The following is a 26851-nucleotide window of genomic DNA, read 5'->3' on the forward strand; positions in this document are numbered from 1 at the left end:
GGAAGCTGTTGCGGCTTGAATTAAGACGTAAATTCAACTAACTTTGGAAAGAACCCCTAAAATTATTGTTTTTCAGGCTTTTTCTATCATGACATCTCGTACTGACTTCCTTCGTTCCACCTGTTCATACACTGAGTGCCAGCTAAGCCTTCATGCTGCTTTCAGAATATTTTTTTCATAAGAATCTCTGCCATAGCAAAGTCAAGTTCATCGTCAATGTCTATGGAATGTTGTTTGGGCATGATGTAAGCATAGCATTTTTCTTTATAAACATTTGATGCGGAATATAAATGCTCCACTTTCAAAATATAAACAGCCCCATTCTCCCGGTAATACACCGGCAGACTTTGCCTGGGAAGATATGCCAGTTTCTCATCCTCGAAATCTTTCATAGACAAATCTTCCGGCAGCGTATTGCTCCACAACGGAGAATGTTCCATTTCACATACAGACGAGATCATATTCGCCTGCTTATCCCTGAAAAATCTAAAAGCGCATGCAATATCTTCTGATGTCCGAAGAGGAGATGTTGGCTGTAATACTGTAATAGTATCGAAATGTTCTTTATATTCTTCATACTTGTTCAGCACAAAGCGCATGGCGTCCCACATCAGGGCTGTATCAGAAGAAGTCGCCATATCTCTTAAAAATGGGATATCAGCTCCATAATGTATGCCGATTTCTGCATACTCTTCCGAATCTGTGGAAACATGTATTCTGTCAAATAATTTCGTATTTTGCGCCGCTTCTATGGCATAAGCCAATAATGGCTTGCCATTCAGCAGCTTTATATTTTTATCTTTTAATCCTTTTGAACCGCTTCTTGCGGGGATGACTGCAATGTTTTTCATATTGTACTCCTATTTTTAGATAGAACATAAAAATCCTAAATCCTCTGAAACAATTAATACCGTATTTTTCATCCCATCTATCTCACATATTGAATACGCAATCTCTTCCTTCTCTAAAATCCCAAGAATCGCTCCAATTGTCTTCCTCTCTCCAGGCCTTTCAGAATCATCTACCATAATTACAAAAGAATCAGCCAAACATTCTGGAAGTATTTCCATAATATCTACTCTGGAATATTCCTCGCTTCCCTGAGGGCCATCCACAAAAATAAAATCAAATATTTTATCAGTGAGTGTTTCTGCAAATTTGTCATAATATTTTATCGGTGCAGTTGTATGAACCCATCTTCCTTTATAAATAGTTTCTTTTCTTTCTAACCATACTATTTCTGTATCCTTTTTTTCCCCATGTTTATCCAGGAAAAACTCTATCCAATCTTTATCATGCTCCACAATGTAATGCTGTGCATGAAAATATTCTGCATAAGCGCCAATCACCCTGGTAGACTGCCCCAAGCCTATTTCTAAAATACGCTTTGGCCTAAATTCATCCAGCGAGCGATACAATACATACAATCCCTGATAGGAAATGGCAACTCTTCCAGGCGATAATGATACTTCTTTCAGCCATTCACTGCCATTTATCGTACTATTAAATACAACTGCAAACTCATTGTCCCTGCTTCTTCTTTCTGTAACATATGCAAGATGCGTCAATTGATCCAGTTTATTCTCAAGATTCACCACCTTTTCTTTTAGTTCCGTTCCAAAATCCTCATCTTTCTTCTTTGCAAATATATTATAAAACTTAAGTTCATCTACGAACCGATCTCCCTGTTGATACTCCACGCCAATATTTGAAAAGAGCTTCTCAAACATTCCTTTCATATCTTCTAATTCCAAACTTCTTTCCCTGCTCTTTTCTCTCATGCTGTTATATAATTCCCCATCCTTATAATAACTCTTTAAGCGCTCCTCCATTTCCTGATAAGAACCTACTCCAAATTCTTTTCCGCAGACATCCCATGCGTCCCCATACCTTGTAGTAATTACTGGAATCCCATGGTACATTGCCTCGAAAGCAGCTCTGCCGCCGCCTTTTCTGTTTGGCTGAATGTACACATCGGCAAGCCGGATTGCCTGACTTCCATCTTCTACATCCCCTGTAAAAGATAACTTTTCACGATTGGTAAATTTATCTGCTATCTGCTCTTCTTCAAATATCTCGCCAATTACCATAAAGTGACTATTAGGCAGTTCACCCAATACCCGATCTACCATTTCTAAAAATTCATCATCCATTTCCTCCTGCATTCTGTTCCCTGCTGAGACAATCAGCCATTCGTCTTCCGCTACTCCAAACTCTTTTCTTGTGTAAAAACGCAATGTATTCTCATCCGGCATAATATAATTAAAGACAGCTTCCACCACTTTCTGCCAAGGCTGTAACCTTTCTATCTTCTTTTTGTCTGTATCTCTCAGCTGCCTGTTGAGCACTAAATAATCCGCCATGCTCACTGGCATAGCAGTTGTACATGCAATTGTAGCAGTCCTCACAAAATGCCGGCATAAATCAGATGTAAATGAGCTGCCGCCCACATTCAGCACAAGCCTTGGAGATAATTTTTTAATGTTATAAATAACATTCGCTATTTCCTGCAAATCCGGCATTGTTACCGGCACTTGATAAAAAGAAAACTTTTCGCCCTTATATGGAAGTTCATTTATCCTATTATAACCTTCTGCAAAACTAGCTGTCGCATTAAAATTCATATATGGAAAATTCTCCAAATGAAATCCCGAATCATTAATTATAGTTACAGAAATCCCTAATCTTTTCTGAATTGTATATGCATAATCCAATACTCGTCTCGTCGGAGCGTGTTTTAAATCCAAAAACTGATCTGTAATAATAACGATGACATCTTGTTCTTCCTGAACTTTATCGCCTTCTATCAAAGAAGCCGGCATAGCATTCTCTATTTTAAGATATATAGCCGCATAGACCTCCTCCAATGTCTGCCCGCACTCGTCAAATAATTCTGATACAAAATAATTTCTCTGTAGTATCCAATATAAGGTCCATCTTTCTTTGAGCGGAAAAAAATCTTCTCTGGCAATACTGCACAGCAGTTCAAAGGCCTTAACTTTCAGTATTTCTTTATAATCATCCCTTGCTAATACAATAATACAAAGACTCACTACATCCCTTACTTCATCTGTTGAAATTTTAAATAAACTATTTTTGTCATTATGAAAAAAATCTATCAATCCCTCTGTCCGATCCATTTCCACCTTTCCTCCAAACTCTATTTTTTCAATTTAAATTTCTTCTATTTCTCCGCCTGCACCAAAAATTGTTCCACAACATTGCCCCTGTCCGTAAATCTTAAAGTATCTGCCACAATGTTCTGAAAACCGGTTTCTTTCAGCAGATTTATTAATTCATTTTCATCATAAAAATGTGATATGCCTCTCCCCGCCAAACCGCCTTCTATAATATCACAAAACGTATTTTTTTCTAATTTCGTTCCCGTTCCAAATCCCGTAGTCCCCGTTGTGAAAGATACCGAAAATAATTTCCCGCCCTTTTTTAACATACGATATATCTGTTGATACATTTTTAAAATATTTTCTTTTCTATTTGCATAAACAGTTGCATTATCGATGACGCAATCGAAAAAATCATCTTCGTAATCCAGTTCTAAAGCATCCCTGACTCTAAGATCCGCCTGTAATTTTTCTTCTTTCAGTCTTGCTTCCACTTTATTCACTGCACTTTTAGATCCGTCAAATCCATATGTATCAAATCCCTCCCTGGCCAAATACCAGGTATGGCTTCCTCCGCCGCAGCCAAAATCCAATATTTTCACTGCTTTCCGATCCCCATTATAATAATTTCTTGCAACAAAGCGAATTACCGGCTCTGAAGGATATTTTCCCCATTCCTGCGCCGCATGGATCTTTTCCCAAGTCTCATCAAATGATTTCATACCAACTCTCCTTCTATATCATGAAATTTCTTTTTTAAATCTATCTTCCCGGACTGTAGAAAAGTTTTCATTGTCTTCACAATATTTTCCGATGTATCCCCATCTCCATAAGGATTTTTCGTTTCTTTGGCAATTTTCCGAAATTCTTTCGACATTGCTTTTTCTATGCTCTCTTTTATCGCCTGAACGTCCGGCTTACAGTCAATAATGCTGCTTGCGCGCAGCCTTCCTTTCTGCCTGTTCCCAATATTGATCGTAGGAATTCCAAAACACGGAACTTCCACAATTCCGCTGGAAGAATTGCCAATTACAAACTCTGCATTTTTTATCAGGCTGAGATAACGCTGAATTCCTAATGAAGTATAGCAAAAAATATTCTTGCATTCTTTCATACTGTCTTGGAATATTTTATTGATTATCTGCCCCTGTAAATCTGCATTGGCTAACGTAACTATAAAATTTATATCAGGAAATAATCTCAGCGCAGATATTACTTCCTCCGTTTGTCTTTGCGCCGAAGCCTTTTCCAATGTAACCGGATGGAATGTCAGACTTGCATATGGTTTTTCCAGAGAAATTCCCAAAAATTTCTCTAATTCCGTTTGCGAAAGATACTCCATCTTCCTGATATTTTCTACACCCACATCCCCATAGTTAAACACTCGTTCCGGCGCCTCTCCCAACTGGATAATTCTTCTCCGGTATGTTTCACATGCCGGAAAATGCAGATAACTCATTTTCGTAATGCAATGACGCACTGCATCATCTATGGCGCCCTCTGTTACCTCGCCACCGGAAATATGGGCAATAGGAATTCCAAATATCATTGCGCTGCTGCAGATGGGAAGCAATTCATAGCGATCGCCCTCCACCACTATCATATCCGGCATTTGGCGGGCATACATTTCCGCAAACAATTTTGCGGCATTTGCCATTGTATGGCATATATCTATTTCTGTATCATTCTTTTGCAAAATTTCAATCTGCTCCGCAATCGGAAATCCATCTTCTTTGATTTCCGCCACAGTATTCCCAAAATGTTTTGATAAATGCGTTCCAGTAACTGCAAGTATCAGCTCCATCTCATCATCTTTTATAATATTCCGAATCACACCCCGCAAAAGACCATATTCCGCCCGTGTTGCCGTTACTACGCAAATTCTTTTCATCTTTAACCCTCTGTTATCTTACATCCATACTTATTTTTTAATTTATCATTTCTCTGCCTGCACTAAAAACTGTTCGACAATATCCTCTCTGTCTGTAAATCTCAGGCTGTCAATAATAATTTTTTGAAAACCAATAGTTTCTAACAAACTATTTAATTCTTCCTTTTCAAAAAAATGACATGTTCCCCTTCCTTTCAAACTCCCTTCCGTAATATCTTTAAAAGTATTCTTTTCCAATTCTATACCAGTTCCGCATCCTGTTGTTCCTGTTGTAAAAGTAATAGAATATAATTTCCCGCCCTGCTTTAAAAGACGATAAGTTTCCTGATACATTTTCACTATATTTCCATACATATTTGAGACTATCGTTGCACTATCGATAATGCAATCAAAAAAATCCATTTGATAATCTAATTCCAATGCATCCCGAACCCTTACATCCGCCTGCAGTTCTTCCGCTTTTAATCTCTCTTTGACTTTCTCGACAGCGCTCTTAGAACCGTCAAATCCATATGTATCGAACCCTTCCCTGGCTAAATACCAGGTGTGGTTACCCCCCCCCCACTCCAAAATCTAACATCTTGATGGAATGCCGTTCTTTTCCGTAATAATTTCTTGCCACGAACCGTATTACTTGTTCTGAAGGATACTTCCCCCACTCTTGTGTTGCATGAATATTTTCCCATACTTCATCAAATGATTTCATCTCTCTTCTCCCTTTATTTATATTTTATTCCGTAATTAATTCATCTTCTTTAAAGTCTTTCACAGCAGCAGTTCCAACAATCTCATACCACCGCATAGGACTGATGCCGTCTCCCGGGCGCTTCACAGAAAGATTGTCCGCTGTTAATTTTTCACCTTTCCTAATATCCCGTTTCGCCACAATGCTTTTCCGTGCAATAGAAATATTCTTTTTTTCAGAGGGACTGGGCTTTTTCTCACCGCTTCCTATTGCCTTTTCAATATTTCGAATAGACGCCACCATCTGTTTTAACTCTTCAGGTTCCAGGCTTGCCTTATGATCCGGCCCTTCCATATTTTTATCCAGCGTAAAATGTTTCTCTATGACAGATGCCCCTAAAGCTGCTGCGGCTATAGGAACCTCAATTCCTGCGGTATGATCTGAATATCCCACCGGAACCTGAAATACATCTTCCATTTTTCTCATTGCATGCAAATTTACGTCTTCCATTGGGGTAGGATATTCTGTATTGCAGTGGAGAAGCGTAATTTGACCCGCTCCATTTTTCCTCAGGACAGAAAGAGCTCTCTCAATTTCATCCATCGTACACATGCCTGTGGATAAAATAATGTCTTTTCCTGTACTGGCAATCTTCTCTAAATATGGAAGATTTGTAATTTCTCCTGAAGGTATTTTCCAAAAGGGGATTCCAATCTCCTCCAAAAAATCAACACTTTCCAGATCAAATGGAGTGGACAGAAACATAATTCCTTTTTCCTTACAGTACTGTTGTATAGAACGGAACTGTTCAAAAGACAGTTCCAGTTTTTTTACCATATCAAACTGACTTTCCTCACTCCCCGTATTTTCCTTCTGATATTCTGCTTTTTGAGCAAACTTTGAAATTACATTTTCTGTCACAAACGTTTGGAATTTTACACAATCCGCCCCGGCTTCCACAGCCTTATCTACTAATTGAAGGGCCAGCTTATAATCTCCGTTATGATTATCGCCTGCTTCTGCTATGATAAATACTTTTTTTTCCATTCTCTCCTCCGCTCCGTCACTTCCTTTTGCATATTAAGCTCTGTATTTAATTAAAAACTGCTTAGCGTCATCAAAAGTCTGATCTTTTTCTCTTCTTAGGGACACTAATTCATCAAATGCCTGTGGATCAAAAATATTCCTTCCAATGCAAAAATCCAACAATCCCTTCCTGTTAAAATGCTTCTTAAAAGTCAAAAGACTGTCTTCAGTTCCCACTCCGCCTCCCAAATGGAATTCCTTGATCCCCTGTTCCGCCGCCCAGTCAGCAGCCGTGCTCAGCAGCAAATTAGCCGACGCCAGTTTCCGATATTCCGGTAATGTTCCAGACAAGTGATAATGCATATATTTTTTATTATAAAAAAAGATAGAAGCACTGACAGGCATTCCCTGATAAACGGCGTAAAAGTATATTATATTCTCTTTCATGTGATGATTTATATATTCAAAATATTCCCGTTTAAAATAATAATAATCTTCTGCTTCATTATTTCTCATCGTTGCTTCATATATATTCTGAAATTCTTCTGCCCTCTCACCTTTATCTTTTACAATTTCTACTCCATATTTCAGGGCTTTACGAACCATATTTCTATTATTGGGAGTCATATTCTTAAATATAATCTCTTTGTCTGCGGTATCCATATAAACTGTCTTTTTCATATACACAGTATCGCACACGTTCTCAATCGCTCTTTGATTCTGCAATAACGGATGAAAACGGAAAAATTGAGAAATTATTTTATGATTCCTGCACCATTCGCTCAGCTCTCTTATGAAATTTTCAACCCATTCCGTTGTTATATCACCTTCTGTTAAAGGCCCTCCATACCCGTAAGGGGTCGTCCAGTCGTAATAGGTATCTGATTTTAAATAAGAAGACAGCGGTAAAAACTTTGCAATATCCTCCTGCATCATTACATAACACAGCTGTCCCCCATTTTGCTCATGATAAATTAAAACAGGCTGTCCGTCACCATGCAACTGTAAGGAACAGGCATATTCATTAAGATAATAAATATCCCAATCCCGAAAACTTTTTATTGTGCTGTTCCATTTTTCCTTTTTCTCTATTGGAATTATTTCCATAGCTATCTCCTGATTTTTACGTAATCTCTTATCAGTTCTGTTAAATACCGAATATGTTCTGCCCCATATCTTTGATCTATCGGTAGTGATAGAATTTGCTCTGACATTTCTTTTGCATCTTTATGATCCTCCAAACCGGTTCCGGCCAATGGCCAATGTACGGCGCAATAGACCCGATGCTCCGCCAGATACTGGCGAAATTCATCCCTGCCATTCAAATAAACAGGACAGGCGAGGGGAACCATCTGCTTACCTTCCAGGGCTAATTCCATTCCGCATTTCTGCAATGCATTTCGCAGCATCCGATAATTCTTTCTTCTTTTTTCTTTCAAATCATCAATTGAAAAATACTTTAATAAGCTCCGGGATAATCCAGAAATCCTATATATTTCCTTCTGTTTGTCCAGCTTCTCTTCCTCTTCTGTAAAAATCTTCCGGTACAATTCATTGCAATCTGCTTTCCCTTCAATATACAGTTTTTTCAGAATCATGGCTTCCAAAAGTGCCGATGGATTTTTTGCAGATATATCCGCGAAAGAAATATCCATCCGCTCATTTTCGGAATACAATACCCCACCATCCGGAACGGGAAACCATTTGCGCAGACTGCAGACACAATAGTCTCCTATGGTTCTTCTTTTTGTAAAAATACTGTGGGTAGTATCTTCAATAATAACAAAACCATACTGTCTCCTGTTTCTATTTAACCAATTTAAAAACGTCTCATCCTGCATCTGCCCAAAATAATGCATAAGATAAACAGCGGTGACGTTCTCTGAAAGTTTACTGTCCAAATCCTCTGTATCAACAGTAAAATCTCTCTTGATTTTATAAAATACGATTGAAAAATTTTCCCGATATACCTTTACCACAGATTCGCAGATATAAGAGGGCAGCAGAATGATTCCCGAAGTTAACACTTGATTCAGGACAGCTAAAGCACTGCGCCCGCTGTCCATGTACCAAGTATGATACAACTCTAAATAACGAAATATGTTGTTTTCTGTATTATGCAAGCTGGAGATATCTAATTCAAAATTACTGCCAAGCTCCATAAATTATTCCTCATCCCTGGGCGGAGCATTTACTTCCTCCATCCCATCTGTAAAGATTTCTTCTGCAAACTCTTTAAATACCTTGGCCATCTCCGCTACATTCTTCATATAAAGAATTCCCTTTCTTGCCATTTCTTTTCCTTCTTCCCGGATAGAATCCTTTACCAAAAACTGCTCATTACTTAAAATATACTGGGCATTATTCATGGTGATCATCACCAATTGATAGGTACTTTTCTTCCCAATATCCTCCATCTTCCGCTCAATTTTCTTTAATAAATTCAAATATTCCTTTTGATCAATCATTCTCCTCTTGCATATTTTATCCAATTTTTGATATAGTTTTACTATTTTCTGCGAATTTTCTGATAGTTTCTGGAACTCTCCGCCCAAACCTTTCAGATACTTTACAGCCCACTCTTTCGCCCCCTCATCCAACATGAACGGCAGCTTTCCGAGACATTCCTGAATATTCACCTCTTTGGTACATTCTTTTTGAATTGCCTCCCGCAAAGTCATAATCTCTGTATTTTGGATCTTTGCTCCGCCTTCAGTGGCATTAATTACGCGGAAATTCTTTCTATGATTCTGGCATCCTTCTATGTACATATTGTACCAATCAATAAACACCTTAAAATCATTTCTTGTTGGAACTTTTTCCTCATAATTTCCCTCCACCATCCTAAAACGACTGGTGTTAACCTGCTCCATAACTTCATGAAAAGTTCCGTCCGCATGGGATTTATTGTCTGTATAAGCCAAATCCTGCCCTACTAGAATAACTGTATCAATTCCAATTTTATATAATAACGAAAATACGCTTGTGGCAACCGACCCGCCGCAGGATACATCCCCTATCTTCTGGCCGCTTTTCAAAAATATTCTTTCTGCAAATTGGTATCCTTCATTAAAGAAAAATTTCATGCCTTTATGGTACTCCAATATTTCCGGCGCCGCATTTAACGTAGTTAAAAGGGGAATTTCCCTTGATTCTTCTATTTTAACAAGATCCAACGGCTTCATTGCGTCAACAATTGCGTACATATCTGGTTTTATCCCCGCCTGCAGCAAAGGCTTCATTGCAGTATCCACCGCAACAATAAACGCTTTCCCTTTTGCTTTCTTTAATTCCTGAATATTTTTATTGAGGGAAGGCCCCGCTGCCACCAGAATTCCCGGAATATCCCGAGGAATTACATCAGGAAGCTGGGTGGTTTTATAGCCGTTGCATAAGTATCTCGCATTAAGGAATAAATTTTTTACCATAACAGCTGAAAAAACATTTTTAGTATTGAAATCCATCGTTTCCCTTAACGCAATATCACGGCATGTTTTCATAAACCCGACTGTTTCTTCCGGAAATAATTTACCATAATTGGGAAGAACAATATTTTTGGAAAAATTCAGCATCTCATAGATCAAAACACTTTGCAAAATTCCTTCCATATGTTTTTGATCCATATCCTTCAATCCGTCCACCCAAAACACAATCAGATGCTTTTTCATCCATGACTCTAATTCTGCCATTTCCAAAAACTTCAAAAAGATCTGGATAGATGGTTCATATATAATAATTGTAATTCTGTTTTCTGTATGTTCCGCTAACTGTTTTAAATAGGACGGGTTTCCGGTTCCTACCATCAAAACCGTTGCATTAGGCTGAAGTTCTCCCAAGGTTTCCACCCAAATCTGAGCTGGTTCCACCGTATTCCGCTTACCATTTAAATAATAGGCCTTATCCTCCTTCTCTATTTTTAAAATCGTCTCCCCGCTATAAGCTGTTTCCTCTATAATTTTCAATTTTGGTTTCATTGTTTTTCTAGCTTCTTCAATCATTGTATCCATTCCCGGATAATGTTCTGCCAATACTTTCAGATTCTTTTCATAGACTGTCATCCGTTCCTTCCTCCTGCTCTTCTTCAACAAATAATTGAAGATACTCCATCAAACCGTAAGCTACCGCATCATGAAGCAATACTATATCTTCCTGTTTCATCGCCTGTAAAATATCATCTAAAATTACAATAACATTCTGGCACATTCCCTGGTATAGTCCTTCTTCTATCCCAAATCTATTTCCATCCAGAAACCATAACACAAATTCCTGTATTTCTGGTATTATTTTCTTTACTTGTTCTACGTTGTTCTGCATACGATAAATCAAATATAAAGCAGAGATATCTCTTAATTTTTGGTATAAATTTTGTATTCTCTCTTCCATGCTTTTCTCCAAGAATTTAATCATTAATTTATATTTTATGAATAAAGGAGCTGGCATTGCCAACTCCTCTATACTCTTTCATATCATAATTTGAAATTAGATCGTTTCTAATTACAGCTAATTACTGTAACAAGGATAATACACCCTGAGTAGACTGATTAGCCTGTGCCAACATGGACTGTCCAGCCTGAGCAAGAATATTGTTCTTGCTGTATTCAACCATTTCAGAAGCCATATCAAGGTCACGGATACGAGACTCTGCTGCCTGTGTATTCTCAGCAACATTATCCAGGTTTGCAATGGTATGTTCTAATCTGTTCTGAATCGCACCAAGTGCAGATCTCTGAGAAGATACCTTATTAATTGCATTCTGTACAGCAGTAATTGTCGCATTTGCAACTGCATAAGAGTCTACCTTGGGCTTATCATAAGTGAAAGAAGCGCCAGAAGCTGCAACTGTAGGTCCGTTTGCAACAACATTTGTCTTGTCAATATAATCTGCAAAGCTGCTAACCATTGCATTGCTCATAGCTACTTTAGCTGCACTGATATCATTCGCCATAGCCCAACTAACTTTTGTGGAATAATTAGAAGTCAGGTCAACACCATTTGTGCTGAATTCACCGTAATATATATCTGTTCCGCTCATATGCGGTGCATATTGATCTTCGGAAGCAGCATTTATAATTGCTGTTGAAAATGCCTGAGTTGCCAAAGCCTGATTGCTTGCTGCATCTTTAGAAGCATCCCACTGATAAGTCATTCCTTTATATGTTACAGAAAGTGGTTTGCTGCCTGTCTGAGTCACACCAGCTTCGAAACCTTTGATTTCTCTCAATCCCAGTGTCTCAGCATTCATATTGTCAATGCTGATCTGAATCTTCTGATTTGCATTTGCGCCAACCTGAAGATTTCTGGTTGTAAAAGTTCCATCCAACAGATTCTGCTTATTGAACTGAGTTGTGGTGGAGATTCTGTCTAATTCCTGTGTCAGCTGATCTAATTCTTCATTGATAGCTTCACGGTCAATGTTTTCATTCGTATCATTAGCACCCTGAACTGCCAGTTCATTCATTCTCTGAAGGATAGAATGAGCTTCATTTAACGCACCTTCAGCAGTCTGGATTAAGGATACGCCGTCCTGTGCATTGGTAGACGCACGGTTCAAACCGCGAACCTGGCTTCTCATTTTCTCAGAAATCTTTAAACCTGCCGCATCATCGCCTGCACGGTTAATTCTGTAGCCAGATGATAATTTTTCAGAAGATTTTGCCTGAGCACTTGTTGTAACGCCTAACTGACGGTTAGAATTGATAGCTGTAATGTTGTGTTGTACGACCATTGCCATAAGATTTTCCTCCTTGAATATACTGCAGCTTCCATGCTGCAAAAAATATTAATATAATCACCTCTGCCTTTGCTTTGGTACTTATATTTTGTTAAAACAGTCTTATCATATTCTCAGATAGTCCCTAGGTTAACTATCTGAAAACCTTTATGCAACTACTTAATATGCTGCACTTTTGACTTACACTATCTTTATCGGTTAATTTTCAAAAGACTTTATAGCCTTTTAAAAATTATTTTAAATTTATACTTTGAAATAATTTAGTAACTTTTCCGCCAACAAATCACCCTTTCAATGCCCTCTTTAAAAGATATTTCAGGCTTATATCCTATATCCCGAACAAGACTATTGATATCCGCCTGCAAACCTATCGTACATCTATCATCTTCTTTCTTTGCAAATTCACAGTTCCCACCTGGCTGACACACATCTCTTAATTCCATAATATATTCTTTCAAGGGCTTTGACTCACCGCTGGCAATGCAATACACCTGGTTCTTATTCACAAGTTCTCCAATCAGATAAAACATCCGTCCAGCATCATCCTCATATAGATAGTCCCACATCTGTTCTCCGGACGAAAACTTAGCCGTTTCTCCCTTTAAAAATCTGTCCACAGCATAACTGATCATAGTTTCTTCTCTGTCATAGCAGCCGTACACACTGAAAATCCTCGTCCAGATATGTATCAAACCAGATTGCTCACATAACTTACTGCTCATTATTCCTGCACTATATTTCGCCATTCCATAAGCGGTCAGCGGATTCACAGGCGTATCCGGTGTAATAACAGCATTAACTCTGCCATATTCGGCTTGCGAACCAGCCCCGATGAACTTTCGGCACCCAAGTCTTTTCGCCAAATTTACTGCATCTAAAGTATATTTAATATTAGGCTCCTGCAGTATAGGATTATTTCTTTCCTCTTTCGAGGTATGTCCCCAGCCCATGTGATAAAACACATCATATGTATCAGAAACATCATTAATAGCATCCAGACTGCTTAAATCACATTCATAAACTTTCAATAGCTTTGATTCAGGCAGACGGTCTATATGTGGAGAATGTTCTCTAACAATTGCCAGTACCTCCGTTTCTCTCTTTATGGATTCCCGTATCAGTGCAGCGCCTATCATACTGGTGGCGCCAGTTACAATAATTTTTCTCATCGCTATCCATTTCCTTAATAAATTTCTGTAATATGTTCTATGATTCTTCTACAGGTTTTACGATCATATGCTCTCTAAATTCATCCCTCGGTAAAAATGGATACATATCTTCAATAGGTGCAGACACCAATCTGCCATCTTCTAATTTCTTTGAACTCACTGATGGTATGACTTCCTGGTCACGTACTATTTTCACTTCACATAGTACCGGTCCTGTTTTAGACATAATATCCGGCATTTTTTTCTCTATATCCTGAATCGTATCAATCCTGAAATATTCTATCCCATATGCAACAGCTATCTTCTCTATATCCGGAAATGACACGCCTGATGCACTGTCTGTACCTATAAATCTCCCCTCAAAAAATTTGTTTTGTGTTGCACGGATAGATAAATACCCGTCATTATTCCATACAAACAACTTCACTGGTAATTTATGATGCACTAACGTCTGAAGTTCCTGTATATTCATCTGAAAGCTTCCATCGCCTGTAATTCCCAACACCTCCTGGCCCTTTCTTGCAATACAAACTCCGATTGCTGCCGGCAATGTAAAGCCCATCTCTGCCTGGGCGCCGCTGGCAATATACCTTTGCCTTTTATCATACGTTTTGATTCCCTGGGCAGGAACATAGGCCACAGAACCTGCATCTGCCACTAATACGGAATCAGCTTTGAAATATTTTGACAATTCCTCAACAAATAAATACATATTAATTCCCTGAGAATCATCTCTATAATATTCCTCTAAACAAACCGGATACGAATTCTTCCATTCCAGGCATTTTTTCGCCCATTGGCCATAATCACATTCCTTACACTCTGACAGCAGTTTTTGCAATGCATCTTTCGCATCTGCCTGGATAATCTGCTCAACATGGACTGTATTTTTCAAATGCTCATATTTATCAATATCAATCGCAATTACTTTTGCCTCTCTCGCAAAATATTCATACTCCTGCCCTGTACTGCTTACGCTCAGCCTGCTGCCAACCGCAATCACCAAGTCAGCATTCTGCAGTGCAAAATTAGCAGCCCGCGTCCCCTTATTTCCTATTCTTCCGATATTTAACTCATCCATTGTAGGCATTACATCCGTACCAAGCCTGGAACATACAACAGGGATTTGATGTTTATGCACAAATTCTGAGAATTCTTCTACTGCACCTGCCAGCCGTATCCCATGGCCTGCAATGATAACCGGACGTTTGACATTTTTCAGATCATGTACAAGCCCCTCCACTTCTTTTGGATGGATTTTTTCCTTCAATGGCTTTAATTCTTCCGGTTCAAAATGGCGCAAGTCTGTTTCCTCTATTTCCGCTGACTGAATATCCATAGGTATGTCCAGCCATACCGGGCCGGGTCTTCCATTTCCCGCCAAAAATAACGCCTTTTCCAAATGATATAATATATCTTCTGCATGTTCAACCATTACCGCATACTTTGTAATTGAGCTGACAATCGATATGATATCTGCTTCCTGGACGCCAACCTGACGGATTGGAAGATTGATATACCCCAGTGTTTCCCTGCGCTTACACTGTCCGGAAATAAACACACACGGAACATTATCCTGCCATGCGTTCAATACCCCTGTAATCGCATTGGTACCGCCGCAGCCTGTTGTTACATATGCACAGCCAATCCCTTTATACTTTGCATATGCCGCAGCAGCCATTGCCACAGCCTGCTCATGATGGCAGCATATTTTATTTAATTTCTGATTACATGCAAGACCATCTGTAAGAAACATAACCCCGCCGCCGGAAATCATAAAAACATCCTCTATCCCACTGTTGTAAATATAATCTGCCACTAAATCACATACTCGCATTTTTACCTCCTGATAAAAACCTATCTACCTTCAAATTTGTTCTTTTACTGCTTCAACAATCACCTGTGACATATCATCTATCATTTCATCTGTCATTCCCGGATAAACGCCAACCCAAAAAGCATCCTTCATAATCCGATCCGTATTCTCCAGTTTGCCAACCACACGATATCCTCTTTTCTCCTTCCGCATCTGGTCAAAGCATGGATGTTTGATCAAATTCCCGGCAAACAACATACGGGTTTGTATGCCTTTCGCCTCAAGGCAGGAAACCATTTTGTTCCGGTCAATTCCCTCCCTGCAGGTAATCAAAAAACCAAACCAACTGGGAACAGAATTTGCACATGCCTCTGGGAGAATCAGCCATTCCTTCAACTCTGCAAGATTTGATTTCAGCCGCTCAAAATTTCGCATTCGCTTTTTCACAAATTCCGGAAATTTCTTAAGCTGAGCACATCCTATCGCCGCCTGCATATCTGTAGCTTTTAAATTATATCCAAAATGGGAATATACATATTTATGATCATATCCCATGGGAAGTTCCCCATACTGTCTGTCAAACCTGTGGCCGCATAGATTGTCTTTCCCGGAAGGGCATGTGCAGTCCCGTCCCCAATCACGGAAGGAACGAATACATTTATGCAGCAGTGGGTTATTTGTATAAACTGCCCCGCCTTCTCCCATTGTCATATGATGGGGCGGATAAAAGGACGAAGTTCCAATATCGCCGATTGTGCCTGTAAACTTTTCCTCGCCATCTATAACATATTTACTGCCCAATGCATCACAGTTATCTTCAATCAGCCATAAATTATGTTTTTCACAAAAGGATTTCACTGCATACAGATCAAAGGGATTTCCCAGCGTATGCGATGCCATCACAACTTTTGTCCTGTCCGACAGCGCTTCTTCTAACTGGGTAATATCCAGATTATATTGAGGAATTGTAACATCAATAAATACCGGCGTCACGCCATACTGTATTGCAGGCGTAACTGTGGTTGGAAAGCCTGCTGCAACGGTAATCATTTCATCTCCAGGACGTATCTGACGCTCCTCCAGCAACGGCGATGTCAGGGCCATAAAAGCATTTAAATTTGCAGATGAACCGGAATTAACCATAGAACAATATCCAACTCCCAAATACTCTGCCAGAGAGCCTTCAAATTCATCCGTATATTTTCCTGACGTCAGCCAAAATTCCAGTGCCGAATCCACTAAACTGCACATTTCCTCCTGATCGTACACCCGCGAAGCGTATGGAATCCTATCCCCTGTCTTATATTCTTTCTGATTATGATATGTCATACAGTATTCCGCAACAATACCTAAAATCTCTTTTCTTGCTTCCTGTTCTGTCATGCTATTAAATTTTAACATTTACACTTTCCTCAATCTTTCTATTCATCTCAGAACATCCGTTCCCTACTGCCATACCATTCCGTTTTAGCCTGTGCATCTTCCTTTAATCTTTCCAGACTTTCCAGGGAGCCTGTCCCGTTTCCCAAAGTTTTTCCAACATGTCCTTTTCCCTTTTATGATCCATACATTGCCAAAAACCTTTATGGGTATAAGACATCAACTGCCCTTCCGATACCAGACGTTCAAATGGTTCTTTCTCAAAGACAGTCTGATCTCCATCCAGATATCCGAATATTTCCGGATCAAACACCATATATCCTGCATTAATCAATACTCCGTCATTTTTATTCTTTTCACGAAAAGAACGGACTGCATTATCGCCGCCGATATCCATAATTCCTTTTTGCTGTTCTACCATTACCGCTGTCAATGTTGCAATTTTTCCATGTGACCTATGAAATTCCAACAGTTTTTGTATATTAACATCACAGACGCCATCTCCATAAGTCAGCATAAATGGCTCATTCTCAATATAGGGCTGTATCCTTTTAATCCTGCCGCCAGTCATTGTATTTAACCCAGTATCCACCACTGTAACCTTCCAGGGTTCACAAAAATGATTATGGATTAAGACGTCACGCTTTCCTTTTGAAAAATCAAATGTCACATCGCTGTTATGTAAAAAATAATCCGAAAACCAGTCCTTCACCATATGCTGCTTATATCCTGCGCAAATCACAAAATCATGGAAACCATAATGAGAATATCCTTTCATTATATGCCATAGAATCGGTTTTCCTCCAATCTCAATCATCGGCTTTGGCTTCCATTGGCTTTCTTCACTGATTCGTGTGCCATATCCGCCGGCTAAAATAACAACTTTCATGGATTTTTCTCCTTGTAACTCTTCTCTGCATCTCTATTCTCAGCTGTCTCTTATGGATGATTCTTTCCAAAATTCCTGCAATTGCCTATCCATACAATCACAGACAGATTCTTTCCTCATATAAGCTTTTGTCCATTCCACTGTTTTTCCCACAGCTTTCTCAATATTCCATACCGGTTTCCAATGAAATCTGCTCTTTATTCTGGAACAATCAAGCTTTAAAAAACTCGCTTCATGAGGCCCCTCTAAGGATTGTGTTTCCCAAGAGGCATCTGGCCCCCATTTCTCGCAAAACAATTGCACCAGCTCCCCTGTCGTGATACAATCTTTTTCTTCCGGCCCTACATTAAAACATCCTGCATATTCCGGATGGATTGCCTGCTGCCAGGCTACCACCAAATAAGCATGCAGAGGTTCCAGCACATGCTGATATGGCCGGACAGAATATGGATTGCGGACAATGATCTTTTCCTTCCTTTGCATAGCTTTTACACAGTCAGGTATAATACGATCTTTTGAAAAATCTCCCCCACCAATGACATTTCCAGCACGCATAGTAGAAACAGCTATACCTTTTTCTTTTAAAAATGAGCGGTTATAACTATGCGTTATCAGTTCCGAACAGGATTTGGAGTTTGAATAGGGATCAAATCCATCCAATCTGTCATCTTCCCGGTATCCCCATTCCCATTCCTGATTATCATATACCTTGTCTGTTGTGATATTCACCACAGATTTTACGCTTTTCGATTGCCTCACACATTCCAAGAGGTTAACCGTCCCCTGCACATTGATTTCGTAAGTTCCTTTCGGATTCTTATAGGATTCACGGACAATCGGCTGTGCAGCCAAATGAAACACGATCTCTGGATTCTCATTGACAAAGATCTTCTTTAAATGATTAAAATCCCGTATGTCACCAATTACGGAATGCACCCTATGTTTTAAGCCTGCCAATTCAAAAAGAGACGGATGGGCTAATGGCTCTAACGAATATCCAACGACTTCTGCACCCATGTCACATAGTATTTTACTTAGCCAGCTTCCTTTGAAACCGGTATGCCCTGTTATCAATACTCTCTTCCCCTGGAAAAACTTTATATCTATTGTCATACTATTGTACCTTCCAAAGTATTTATCTGTGTACATCCTTTTTTCTGTATTCCAAAAATAATTCAGCAATTTGTTCCCGAAGACCTGCTCTCTCTTCCAATGTTGTATAATTTTCCAATAGGCTCAGATTTTTTTCAGCTCTTCTCCTTGCGTCTTCCAAAACACTCTCCCATTTCATATTATTTTTTTTTAAATAGTCTGGATAATAAATAATTGAAAGATACAATAGATAAAAAAATTTCCAGCAGCGTTCTACATACAAGTGACAAAGTATATTTCCGGACATACCACTATCAATAAATACCTTTACGGCACCCACATATTGCTGTTCCCTTGATTCAATGGTCATATATGACTTTAAACTTTCATCATCTTCTTCCTCCTCTGCTTCTTCCAACCACAATGGGAGCTGTCCACATTCTAATATAGCACTCACTAAAGCTAATTTAAAATTTAATATGCAATGAGGATAATAATCAACCATTATGTTGTCTGCATGCTGCCGTAAATATTCTAATAAACCCATTTGATGAATCAGAGCCATATTATACCCAATCCCTGTCATATAGGTTCGGTTTATCCCTGTTATTATAGCTTTAAACCCATGAAGTTGTACGGATTCTTCTTCAAGCGGCGGAAAATTATTTTTCCCAAAACCACCTGTTATAAACACTCCGCATTCTCTATACTTTTTGAACAAATTAAAATAATGAGGCAAATTCTCAATCAACATTATATCTTCATCACTGCTCAAAACAGCATATTTCCCTTTTGCCATCTCCAATCCCCTAACAACATTTTCTAAAAAGCCCATATTATATTTATTACGATTATATCTTACCCTTGTATCATGCATTTGCTGAATAGCTTCATACTCCGAAACATATAAATCTGAACCATTGTCAGAAACAATTATCTCAATTTCACTGTCATAGTTAGAGCGGCAAATCTCTTCTACTGCAGATAATGTCCTTCTGCCACGATTATAGCTGGGAATAATAATAGAAAGAAATACATTGTCCCTTTGTTGTGACAAATACTTAATCCGTTTTCTATGTATATGATTCAAAATAAATTCGTATTTATCACTTGACGCCAGAATTTTTTTTGGCAGATAGTAATCTGAATACTCATCAAAAAATATTTTCATTATTTCTGTGTCTTGAAAAATTACTACATTCTCCATATAAAGTTCATGAAAACGCGGCAGCTTAAAAAAAGAAGCAAAACCCGCTGCCTGCTGATTCAGTAAAATATATACGGTATCCCAGGTTGTTTCTTTCATAAAAGGCAATATCTGCCGGAAATCCCAATAATCTGCAACCAAAATACTTTCAAAATCCACATCATCTGACATAATAGATGTATCATCCAATTGGAAAGAACCCGCAAATTCTTCAGAAGGACGATGGAACAGATAAAATTTTGAATCCGAAACTGGAATAAAATCTATTTCTAATTCTTCGTATGGGATATCCAGCATCTCTTTTCTGTTCTCTTGATAATTTTTTTTAAATTCTGCTTCATTAGGCGCAATAAAACATGAATATAAATGATCCAAAATTTCTTTCCGATGTGTCCCATGCCTATACGCTTTTATAAAATTTTCAACTGCCTTGTCATATTGCTGGCTTTCAAAAAACACGAAAGCTGCCTGGTAATAGGCTTCTCCTATTTCATTCATATTATAAATCCCTCCATAAATGTTCCATTTGCCGCCTCCTATTTAATGAGATAACATTTTTGACTTCAATTTTTCCGCAACTTCTAAAATAACATCATCTTCTCCCGCTATTACATTCCGTTTCCCCAATTCTAGAAATATATCACTTCCAGAAACATGATACTCCTGTGCTATTTTCAAAACTTTATGCTTTACAGTCGAAACTACCCCTGCATAGCCGCTTACAATACTAATATCATTGACCGGGGTTTTATATTCCCACATCGGCTGTACAATCTTTTCACTCACTTCTAACATTTTCTTTAAATTTACACCGGACTTAATTCCTTCTTTCTCAAACAACGCTACTAAAGCTTCCAACTGGCAATTTCCTGCTCCTGAACCAAATCCGCGCAAAGTACCATCCATAATATCTGCCCCTGACTGATATGCTACATACGATAAAGCCACTGCCATCCCAAAATTATTATGTGAATGGAAGCCTATCGTAATATTTAACTCAGATGATAAATACCCAACTACATCTTTCACCTTTTCTAATGTAGATGTTCCGGCAGAGTCCATTAATATAACTCCTTTTGCACCATAACTCTCAATTTTTTTAGCCTCATCCAATAATCTCTCTTTTGACGCCATATGGTACATCATCAATACGCCATACACTTCAATTCCTTTCGAAACCAAATATGAAATATGGGGTTTTGTTGTATCTGCTTCCGTACAATGGCATGCTACACAAAATATAGTTGCGCCTGCTTCTATCGCTGGAATAATCTGATTCTTAATGGTTCCAAACCCAACAGTAATAAATGCTCCCAAGGACGTTTTTTTCAGCTCTTCTCTTGCAATTTTTAACATATCTATTTCATCCAGCCCACTCAACCCCATTTGAATGGAAGATGCGCCTAAACCATTTCCATGACCAACGATACATACATAATTTCCACATCCATCTATTGCCTTGCAATATTCTCTTATCTGTTTTTCTGTCAAATTCTGTTTCACGGCATGGGAACCATCCCGTAAAGTAGAATCAAAAATTAATGGCTGTCTCAAATTCATCGCTCCTTAATCAAAACATTATTATAATATTTTTCTGCCATTTCTATCGCTGCACAAGTTATAATGTCAAGATTCCCAGCATACTCTGGGAGAAAATCCCCATTTCCAGACACTTCAACTGTAATTGCCAATATATTATCTATAAAAGAAGGCTCAACAATTATTTTATAACCTGGTACATATTTTTTAACTTGCAATTCCGTTCTTCCTACAATCTCACATATTTCTCTGAAATCCCCTTGATCTATTTGAAAATATATTGTATTTCGCATATTCACTGGTGGTTCATTGGGATTGATGATCATAATAGATTTTGTTTTATCGACACCTGTAAACATTTTCATTGCACCAGATGTTGTCTCGATAAATTCATCTATATTCTCTCTCGTAGCCTTTCCCGCTGATTTCGCTGATATCGTTGATACTGTTTCAATATATGACACATTGCATCCAGTTTGTAAAACAGCATATGCCAAAGGAATCGTAGCTTGACCTCCGCAAGTTATCATATTTACTTCCCTGCACCTTACACATTCATCCCCATTAATATATGGCACACATTTTTTTCCTGTTTCTGTAGGTGTTAAGTTTATAACATATTTCCCCAAGCTTTCCAACATTTTGTTATGGTGCAAATGTGCTTTTGCACTGGTGGCATCAATTATAATATCAATGCTATTCTGATATTTTACCAATGCTTCAATCCCATCAACCGAAGTGCAAATTCCCATATCGGAAACCATTTTAATATTTGCAGAATCTGGATTATGACCAGCAAAAATCGTGCATTCTAATGATTTTGTATTCAAAATTTTCATTAATAAATCTGTGCCTATATTGCCTGTCCCTAATATTCCTATTTTTGCCCTTATCACAACTAATACCTCAAGTTATTTATTATTCTTTTTTGATTATAAAAAATTTATAGGTAATCAATGGATCATAAAGTAGAAATGCCAATTTTCCGAACAAAAAAAGAGAAACAGAGCCAATCCATTCCTCTTACCTTTAATGGTATATCGCCTCCATGCGTTCAAATGATTTCCTATCTGCATCTTATATCGGTAAAGTTTAATTAATAATTTAGCAAAATTTCAGAATATATTCTCCACCCGCTTGTTCTGACGCTTTCGCACTTTTAATCTTGCTTCTTTCACTTTCAATTCTCATGGCTTCCATCTTTTTCAAAATTATTAGCATAGAATCAGAAGAAGCCTTAGTGGATACAACAAAAGCACACTGCATATAATTTATACAGTCATTACCAATAGCGGCTGGCAAAGCTGTCTCCTGATGAATACTGTGGATACTTAGCAACAGAATATCCCCATAAAAGGAATTGTATAATTAAAACAAACGGATTATTTGTTCTCAAAACAAATTCAAAAAATGCCCTTGACAAAGAATTCATTTTATTTCAGTCCACAATTTTACAAATGAAAATTCATTGTGTTTCCCTTCAATCCATGTTAAACTGATTCTATCAAAAAGTTCTGCTGCCCTTTATTTATATACGGCACATCCAAAGTATACAGCAAGGAGGGAAAGATGAGTTCAACCAGCACACCATACGATGACGTGTTCAGGACACTGCTGAATGACTGCAGCAGTCTGATCCTTCCCGTAATCAATGAAGTTTTTGGGGAATGCTATACCGGGGAGGAAGAAATCATCTTCTCTTATGAGGATCAGTTTTGGGAATACGTCCGCCATGCGGATAGGCTGGAAACTGAAAGCCGAATACGGGCGCGTCCGCGCCAGGCTGGAGGCGCTGTCGGAGTCCCAGAAAATAGACGAATACACGAAATGCACCATCATTGACATGTCCAACAAAGTTGTAGAGCATATTGCAGCTAAATATGATCAGATCAGGGAAGGAGTGAAGTCTGTTATGGGCGGAAAGGTTCTTGATTATGAGGCAAAAACAATCAGAAATGAAGGCCGGCAAGAAGGCATTCTCAAAGGCCGGCAAGAAGGCATTCTCAAAGGCCGGCAGGAGGGAATTCAGGAAGGAATTTTACTGACCGGAAAAATCTTCCAAAAAGTCAAAAGCAATCCCGGCTATAAGAACGAGCAACTTGCAAAAGAGTTAGGCTGCACGGTGGAGGACGTGAAAAGCGCCCGTAAAATGTTTGGCGTCTGACCGCTTCTTCTGGCATTGAGCCTATATCCAGAAAAACAGCTTCGGGCTGTTATAGAAACTTTAGGCACTTACTAATTCAAAATAGCAATGTAAAGACGCATGGTACAGTAAATTGTAAGCTATGCGTCTCTTTGCGTTCAAATGGAGGCATCGTTCCCCTGCCATGACAATAAAATTGCGCCTGCAATAATCAGCAATTTTCCATCGTCATTACTGATTATCGCAAGCTTTTATTTTCCTTGATGCAGAAAATAAAAGCTTTTTTTATTTTTTCTCCAACATCCCCCGAAAAATTACACTTTTTACCATTTCTTCGAAATATCCCCCAAAAAGTGTCATATTTCGCATCTCTCGGTTGTTATTATATATGTGGCGGGTATTCATATAGATTTTTCCGGGGAGATGGAAAAATCATTGAAGAGCCAGAACAAACTCTCTCACCAGCTCTGGCTCTTCACTCCTTTTATCCCTGCCATATGAGCATCTGTTAAGAAATAATCCTTTTTTCAGCTTATACAAATACCCATCTCCGCAGGTTATTTTTTAGCAGTTCCCAACAAGACATCCGAACAGGCCTTTCATCAGCCTGTTCGGATATATGTTTACTTCCTGCCTTTCTTCTTTTTCCGATTTCCTTTGTTACCCTTTTCATTCCAGAGACCATTTTCTTCCAGAATGGACTGCAGCTTGTCCTTGGCACGTTTGGATATATGCCGGACATTATCTGCGGTCGTTTCCATTTCCACCGCAATCTCTTTCGGTTTCATCTGATAATAGTACTGGAGAATCAACACTTCTCTGTAGGGATGTTTTAATCTCCTCAGCAATCCCGTCAGAGCCTCCTGAACCTCGAACTCTTCCATCAATGTGTCAGGGCCTTTTTCTATTACTTCCTCCTGCATCCAGGTTTCGTCCAGACCCGGCGTTTCCTGAATTTTCCGTCGTTTCAGCAGATTGAGAGATTTGTTTCTCACAATAGTGTCCATATAGAACCAAACTTTATAAGGTTCCGAATTGATCACTTTGTCTACGTTTCTAATCAGCGACAGAAACATCTCCTGTACCATATCTTCCGCATCGTCTGCATTATGCAGAATATTGTATGCTTTATAGTACATCTCATTCCTGTGCTTCTTATAAATATCTGTGAAAAAATCCTTCTCATGATCCGTTTCCAGCAGAGCCAGATATTGTAGTAACATATTCCCCCTTCATCTTCCTTTCTCTTTCGTAAGTCATGCTATAACAGTGTAAACTCGGCACTGCTATGTTGCTTTCTGTTACATCTTAAATTTTACACATGATCTCCATGACTTTCAATCCCATAACGAGGAAATCCGCAAAATGCGTTTTCTGTTCACAAAAGAATTTTTCTGTCTCCTTCCATTTGTGACGGAAAATCTGTTATTTATCCTTATCGTCTTTTTCGTTCCACAACCCGTTTTCCTCCAAAATGGACTGCAGCTTTTTCTTAGCTCTCATAGAAATATGTCTGACGTTGTCCGGCGTAGTTTCCATTTCTTCTGCAATTTCCTGCACACTCAGCTCATGATAATACTGCAAAGCCAAAACCTGCTGGTAAGGGCGCTTTAACCTCTTCAGCAATCCTGTCATCGCTTCCTGAAGTTCGAATTCTTCCATCAGAGTATCCGGCCCCTTCTCCAGCACTTCTCCCTGCATCCATTCTTCATCCAAGCCTGGGTCTTCCTGAATCTTCCTGCGCTTTAAAAGATTAAAAGATTTATTTTTTACGGTGGTATCTATGTAGTGCCAAACTTTATGGGGCTCATTATCTATCAGTTTATCCACATGCTTAATCAATGTCAGAAATGTTCCATGTACGATATCTTCTGCATCTGAAGAATCATGCACAATATTGTATGATGTATAAAACATTGAATTCTTGTATTCTTTATAAATTTTTGTGAAAAAGTCCTTTTGCCTATCTGTTTTCAGCAGTACTAAATATTGAAACATAATCCCTCCATGCTTTCCTTCCCTTTTGTAAAAATTGTCTGTGCATCCTAATTTCCTTTTTCTCTTGTAATAAATATCCGTTTACTCTTAAATTTTACAGATTGCTTGACATATTTTCAATCCCAATACAGGCAATTTTTATTTTTAAATTCTTGATTTCCAAGAATTTCTGCTATTAGGTACAGGAATCTCTTACGTTATCAAAAATTACAGGCAAATTCTCCTTTTTCCAACGCTTAAAAAACACTTCAAAACCCCTTCACCGGATCTTCTCCGGCAAAGGGGCCTCTTTCATTTCTTTCTGTCCATAAACTGGGCGTCCACATAATTCAGTTTTGCCATATTCTTATAGTACTGCTTTGCCACGGTGGAGGTATTCTTTTTGCTTCTGACCTTTTTCCGTTCCTGAGCAAAGCGAGATTCCACCAATCTGCGGTTGCGGATTTCATCACTCTGAATCGTTACAGACTTCTCCGTAATTTCTGTGATCAGCTGCTGCATCAGCTGAATCTCTTCTTTATGCTCCTGCTTCTCTGTCTCAATTGCAGCCTTCACTCTGCCATATAATTCTTCAAAGCCCTGATCCAGAAAATCAATCTGATCTACCAGTTCACTCTTGGACTTAATATTTGCTTCAAAGGCGTCTGCATCCAGTTCTTCCTGCTCTAAAATCTTCTGCTGTTCTTTATTCTTCTTGATTATTCCGTCCAGAATCTTAATTTTTTTCTGAAGACTCTGAATCATCACATCCAAATAATTATTATCCATACTAGTTTGCCTTTGCAGTCTTGTTCTGTTCCATAACTTCCTTCCAAGTATCCCGCATGGTGCGAAGATGGGTCAGGACTTCTTCAAGAATCTCTTTATCCTTCTTCAAATTCGCTTCCAGCAGACGCTCCATCAGATAGTTATAAACGTTTTCGAAATCCTGGGCTACCGGATACTTGTGATCCAGTGTTGACAGAAATTCGGCAATGATATTTTCTACTTTGGTTATGTTATTATGGGCTTTCTCAATATCTTTTTCTTCAATAGCGGCAATTGCAATATTGCAGAACTTAATCGCTCCTTCATAAAGCATCAATGTCAGCTCCGCCGGAGAAGCTGTTAATATCTTGTTCTTTGCATAGGCGTCGTACCCTCTGTTTGCTATCACCTCATGT

26 protein-coding genes are annotated in these 26851 nt (G+C 38.7%); 1 reads left to right on the forward strand and 25 read right to left on the reverse strand.

Features of this window, described 5'->3' with window-relative positions; genetic code table 11:
• Positions 1–161: 161 nt before the first annotated feature.
• The 21 genes from E5329_RS16265 to E5329_RS16360 form a co-directional block, all read right to left on the reverse strand.
• The gene (locus E5329_RS16265; protein WP_135990528.1) at positions 162–851 is read right to left on the reverse strand and encodes an acylneuraminate cytidylyltransferase family protein; all 690 of its coding nucleotides are present in this window, start codon (positions 849–851) and stop codon (positions 162–164) included.
• Positions 852–866: 15 nt separating this feature from the next.
• Positions 867–3140 (reverse strand): glycosyltransferase, encoded by a 2274-nt coding sequence (locus E5329_RS16270; protein ID WP_135990529.1) that lies wholly within the window; start codon positions 3138–3140, stop codon positions 867–869.
• A 44-nt stretch (positions 3141–3184) separates the two neighbouring features.
• Entirely contained in the window at positions 3185–3844 is a 660-nt protein-coding gene (locus E5329_RS16275) for a class I SAM-dependent methyltransferase (protein WP_135990530.1), read from the reverse strand.
• Positions 3841–5013 carry a UDP-N-acetylglucosamine 2-epimerase gene (neuC, locus tag E5329_RS16280; RefSeq protein WP_135990531.1) on the reverse strand — a complete coding sequence of 391 codons (1173 nt, stop codon included), beginning with the start codon at positions 5011–5013 and terminating at the stop codon, positions 3841–3843. The genes E5329_RS16275 and neuC overlap by 4 nt, the downstream gene beginning before the upstream one ends.
• A gap of 45 nt (positions 5014–5058) precedes the next feature.
• On the reverse strand, positions 5059–5583 hold the full coding sequence (locus tag E5329_RS16285) for a class I SAM-dependent methyltransferase (RefSeq protein WP_168356654.1): 525 nt from the start codon (positions 5581–5583) through the stop codon (positions 5059–5061).
• A complete protein-coding gene (locus E5329_RS29835; protein ID WP_168356655.1) occupies positions 5564–5719 on the reverse strand; it encodes a hypothetical protein in 156 nt (51 codons plus the stop codon). Before E5329_RS29835 ends, E5329_RS16285 begins: the two co-directional genes overlap by 20 nt.
• 24 nt (positions 5720–5743) lie before the next feature.
• Complete coding sequence (gene neuB / locus E5329_RS16290) at positions 5744–6745, reverse strand: N-acetylneuraminate synthase (RefSeq protein ID WP_135990533.1); 1002 nt, start codon at positions 6743–6745, stop codon at positions 5744–5746.
• 33 nt (positions 6746–6778) lie between these two features.
• Positions 6779–7831: a lipid II:glycine glycyltransferase FemX gene (locus tag E5329_RS16295; protein WP_135990534.1), complete on the reverse strand. Its 1053-nt coding sequence runs from the start codon at positions 7829–7831 to the stop codon at positions 6779–6781.
• A gap of 2 nt (positions 7832–7833) precedes the next feature.
• On the reverse strand, positions 7834–8886 hold the full coding sequence (locus E5329_RS16300; RefSeq protein WP_135990535.1) for a DegT/DnrJ/EryC1/StrS family aminotransferase: 1053 nt from the start codon (positions 8884–8886) through the stop codon (positions 7834–7836).
• 3 nt (positions 8887–8889) lie between these two features.
• Positions 8890–10782 carry a motility associated factor glycosyltransferase family protein gene (locus tag E5329_RS16305; protein ID WP_135990536.1) on the reverse strand — a complete coding sequence of 631 codons (1893 nt, stop codon included), beginning with the start codon at positions 10780–10782 and terminating at the stop codon, positions 8890–8892.
• Positions 10769–11164: a hypothetical protein gene (locus E5329_RS16310; RefSeq protein WP_135990537.1), complete on the reverse strand. Its 396-nt coding sequence runs from the start codon at positions 11162–11164 to the stop codon at positions 10769–10771. Before E5329_RS16310 ends, E5329_RS16305 begins: the two co-directional genes overlap by 14 nt.
• A gap of 64 nt (positions 11165–11228) precedes the next feature.
• On the reverse strand, positions 11229–12449 hold the full coding sequence (locus tag E5329_RS16315) for a flagellin N-terminal helical domain-containing protein (RefSeq protein ID WP_135990568.1): 1221 nt from the start codon (positions 12447–12449) through the stop codon (positions 11229–11231).
• Positions 12450–12715: 266 nt separating this feature from the next.
• Positions 12716–13624, reverse strand: coding sequence for an NAD-dependent epimerase/dehydratase family protein (locus tag E5329_RS16320; RefSeq protein WP_135990538.1), 909 nt, complete (start codon positions 13622–13624; stop codon positions 12716–12718).
• A gap of 37 nt (positions 13625–13661) precedes the next feature.
• Positions 13662–15461, reverse strand: a complete 1800-nt coding sequence (locus tag E5329_RS16325) for a thiamine pyrophosphate-binding protein (RefSeq protein WP_135990539.1) — start codon at positions 15459–15461, stop codon at positions 13662–13664.
• A 30-nt stretch (positions 15462–15491) separates the two neighbouring features.
• The gene (gene rfbH / locus E5329_RS16330; RefSeq protein ID WP_275443363.1) at positions 15492–16841 is read right to left on the reverse strand and encodes a lipopolysaccharide biosynthesis protein RfbH; all 1350 of its coding nucleotides are present in this window, start codon (positions 16839–16841) and stop codon (positions 15492–15494) included.
• 85 nt (positions 16842–16926) lie between these two features.
• Positions 16927–17709 (reverse strand): glucose-1-phosphate cytidylyltransferase, encoded by a 783-nt coding sequence (rfbF, locus tag E5329_RS16335; RefSeq protein ID WP_135990540.1) that lies wholly within the window; start codon positions 17707–17709, stop codon positions 16927–16929.
• A gap of 39 nt (positions 17710–17748) precedes the next feature.
• The gene (gene rfbG, locus E5329_RS16340; protein WP_135990541.1) at positions 17749–18822 is read right to left on the reverse strand and encodes a CDP-glucose 4,6-dehydratase; all 1074 of its coding nucleotides are present in this window, start codon (positions 18820–18822) and stop codon (positions 17749–17751) included.
• Between the two features lie 22 nt (positions 18823–18844).
• Positions 18845–20506 carry a glycosyltransferase gene (locus E5329_RS16345; protein ID WP_135990542.1) on the reverse strand — a complete coding sequence of 554 codons (1662 nt, stop codon included), beginning with the start codon at positions 20504–20506 and terminating at the stop codon, positions 18845–18847.
• Between the two features lie 42 nt (positions 20507–20548).
• The gene (gene dmpG / locus E5329_RS16350) at positions 20549–21562 is read right to left on the reverse strand and encodes a 4-hydroxy-2-oxovalerate aldolase (RefSeq protein ID WP_168356656.1); all 1014 of its coding nucleotides are present in this window, start codon (positions 21560–21562) and stop codon (positions 20549–20551) included.
• A 2-nt stretch (positions 21563–21564) separates the two neighbouring features.
• Positions 21565–22443, reverse strand: coding sequence for an acetaldehyde dehydrogenase (acetylating) (locus E5329_RS16355; protein WP_135990544.1), 879 nt, complete (start codon positions 22441–22443; stop codon positions 21565–21567).
• Between the two features lie 208 nt (positions 22444–22651).
• Positions 22652–22849 (reverse strand): hypothetical protein, encoded by a 198-nt coding sequence (locus E5329_RS16360; protein WP_135990545.1) that lies wholly within the window; start codon positions 22847–22849, stop codon positions 22652–22654.
• Between the two features lie 430 nt (positions 22850–23279).
• Here E5329_RS16360 and E5329_RS16365 point away from each other — a divergent pair, with 430 nt between their 5' ends.
• Positions 23280–23711, forward strand: a complete 432-nt coding sequence (locus E5329_RS16365; protein WP_135990546.1) for an RpnC/YadD family protein — start codon at positions 23280–23282, stop codon at positions 23709–23711.
• Between the two features lie 602 nt (positions 23712–24313).
• Here E5329_RS16365 and E5329_RS16370 read toward each other — a convergent pair.
• The 4 genes from E5329_RS16370 to fliS all read right to left on the reverse strand — a co-directional run bounded on the left by E5329_RS16370 (position 24314) and on the right by fliS (position 26844).
• On the reverse strand, positions 24314–24913 hold the full coding sequence (locus E5329_RS16370; protein WP_135990547.1) for an RNA polymerase sigma factor: 600 nt from the start codon (positions 24911–24913) through the stop codon (positions 24314–24316).
• Positions 24914–25115: 202 nt separating this feature from the next.
• Positions 25116–25688, reverse strand: a complete 573-nt coding sequence (locus E5329_RS16375) for an RNA polymerase sigma factor (protein WP_135990548.1) — start codon at positions 25686–25688, stop codon at positions 25116–25118.
• Between the two features lie 291 nt (positions 25689–25979).
• Entirely contained in the window at positions 25980–26456 is a 477-nt protein-coding gene (locus tag E5329_RS16380) for a flagellar protein FliT (protein WP_135990549.1), read from the reverse strand.
• A 1-nt stretch (position 26457) separates the two neighbouring features.
• Positions 26458–26844 carry a flagellar export chaperone FliS gene (gene fliS / locus E5329_RS16385; RefSeq protein WP_135990550.1) on the reverse strand — a complete coding sequence of 129 codons (387 nt, stop codon included), beginning with the start codon at positions 26842–26844 and terminating at the stop codon, positions 26458–26460.
• Positions 26845–26851: the final 7 nt, after the last annotated feature.

Origin of the sequence: Petralouisia muris (genome assembly GCF_004793545.1) — a bacterium.
In the GTDB taxonomy this organism is placed as follows: Bacteria; Bacillota; Clostridia; order Lachnospirales; family Lachnospiraceae; genus Petralouisia; species Petralouisia muris.

Excerpts from the sequence above, each read along its gene's own strand:
- E5329_RS16265 (WP_135990528.1), bottom strand. The coding sequence starts at position 851 with ATGAAAAACATTGCAGTCATCCCCGCAAGAAGCGGTTCAAAAGGATTA.
- E5329_RS16270 (WP_135990529.1), bottom strand. The coding sequence starts at position 3,140 with ATGGATCGGACAGAGGGATTGATAGATTTTTTTCATAATGACAAAAAT.
- E5329_RS16275 (WP_135990530.1), bottom strand. The coding sequence starts at position 3,844 with ATGAAATCATTTGATGAGACTTGGGAAAAGATCCATGCGGCGCAGGAA.
- neuC (WP_135990531.1), bottom strand. The coding sequence starts at position 5,013 with ATGAAAAGAATTTGCGTAGTAACGGCAACACGGGCGGAATATGGTCTT.
- E5329_RS29835 (WP_168356655.1), bottom strand. The coding sequence starts at position 5,719 with ATGAAATCATTTGATGAAGTATGGGAAAATATTCATGCAACACAAGAG.
- neuB (WP_135990533.1), bottom strand. The coding sequence starts at position 6,745 with ATGGAAAAAAAAGTATTTATCATAGCAGAAGCAGGCGATAATCATAAC.
- E5329_RS16295 (WP_135990534.1), bottom strand. The coding sequence starts at position 7,831 with ATGGAAATAATTCCAATAGAGAAAAAGGAAAAATGGAACAGCACAATA.
- E5329_RS16300 (WP_135990535.1), bottom strand. The coding sequence starts at position 8,886 with ATGGAGCTTGGCAGTAATTTTGAATTAGATATCTCCAGCTTGCATAAT.
- E5329_RS16305 (WP_135990536.1), bottom strand. The coding sequence starts at position 10,782 with ATGACAGTCTATGAAAAGAATCTGAAAGTATTGGCAGAACATTATCCG.
- E5329_RS16310 (WP_135990537.1), bottom strand. The coding sequence starts at position 11,164 with ATGCCAGCTCCTTTATTCATAAAATATAAATTAATGATTAAATTCTTG.
- E5329_RS16315 (WP_135990568.1), bottom strand. The coding sequence starts at position 12,449 with ATGGTCGTACAACACAACATTACAGCTATCAATTCTAACCGTCAGTTA.
- E5329_RS16320 (WP_135990538.1), bottom strand. The coding sequence starts at position 13,624 with ATGAGAAAAATTATTGTAACTGGCGCCACCAGTATGATAGGCGCTGCA.
- E5329_RS16325 (WP_135990539.1), bottom strand. The coding sequence starts at position 15,461 with ATGCGAGTATGTGATTTAGTGGCAGATTATATTTACAACAGTGGGATA.
- rfbH (WP_275443363.1), bottom strand. The coding sequence starts at position 16,841 with ATGTTAAAATTTAATAGCATGACAGAACAGGAAGCAAGAAAAGAGATT.
- rfbF (WP_135990540.1), bottom strand. The coding sequence starts at position 17,709 with ATGAAAGTTGTTATTTTAGCCGGCGGATATGGCACACGAATCAGTGAA.
- rfbG (WP_135990541.1), bottom strand. The coding sequence starts at position 18,822 with ATGACAATAGATATAAAGTTTTTCCAGGGGAAGAGAGTATTGATAACA.
- E5329_RS16345 (WP_135990542.1), bottom strand. The coding sequence starts at position 20,506 with ATGAATGAAATAGGAGAAGCCTATTACCAGGCAGCTTTCGTGTTTTTT.
- E5329_RS16365 (WP_135990546.1), top strand. The coding sequence starts at position 23,280 with ATGCGGATAGGCTGGAAACTGAAAGCCGAATACGGGCGCGTCCGCGCC.
- E5329_RS16370 (WP_135990547.1), bottom strand. The coding sequence starts at position 24,913 with ATGTTACTACAATATCTGGCTCTGCTGGAAACGGATCATGAGAAGGAT.
- E5329_RS16375 (WP_135990548.1), bottom strand. The coding sequence starts at position 25,688 with ATGTTTCAATATTTAGTACTGCTGAAAACAGATAGGCAAAAGGACTTT.
- E5329_RS16380 (WP_135990549.1), bottom strand. The coding sequence starts at position 26,456 with ATGGATAATAATTATTTGGATGTGATGATTCAGAGTCTTCAGAAAAAA.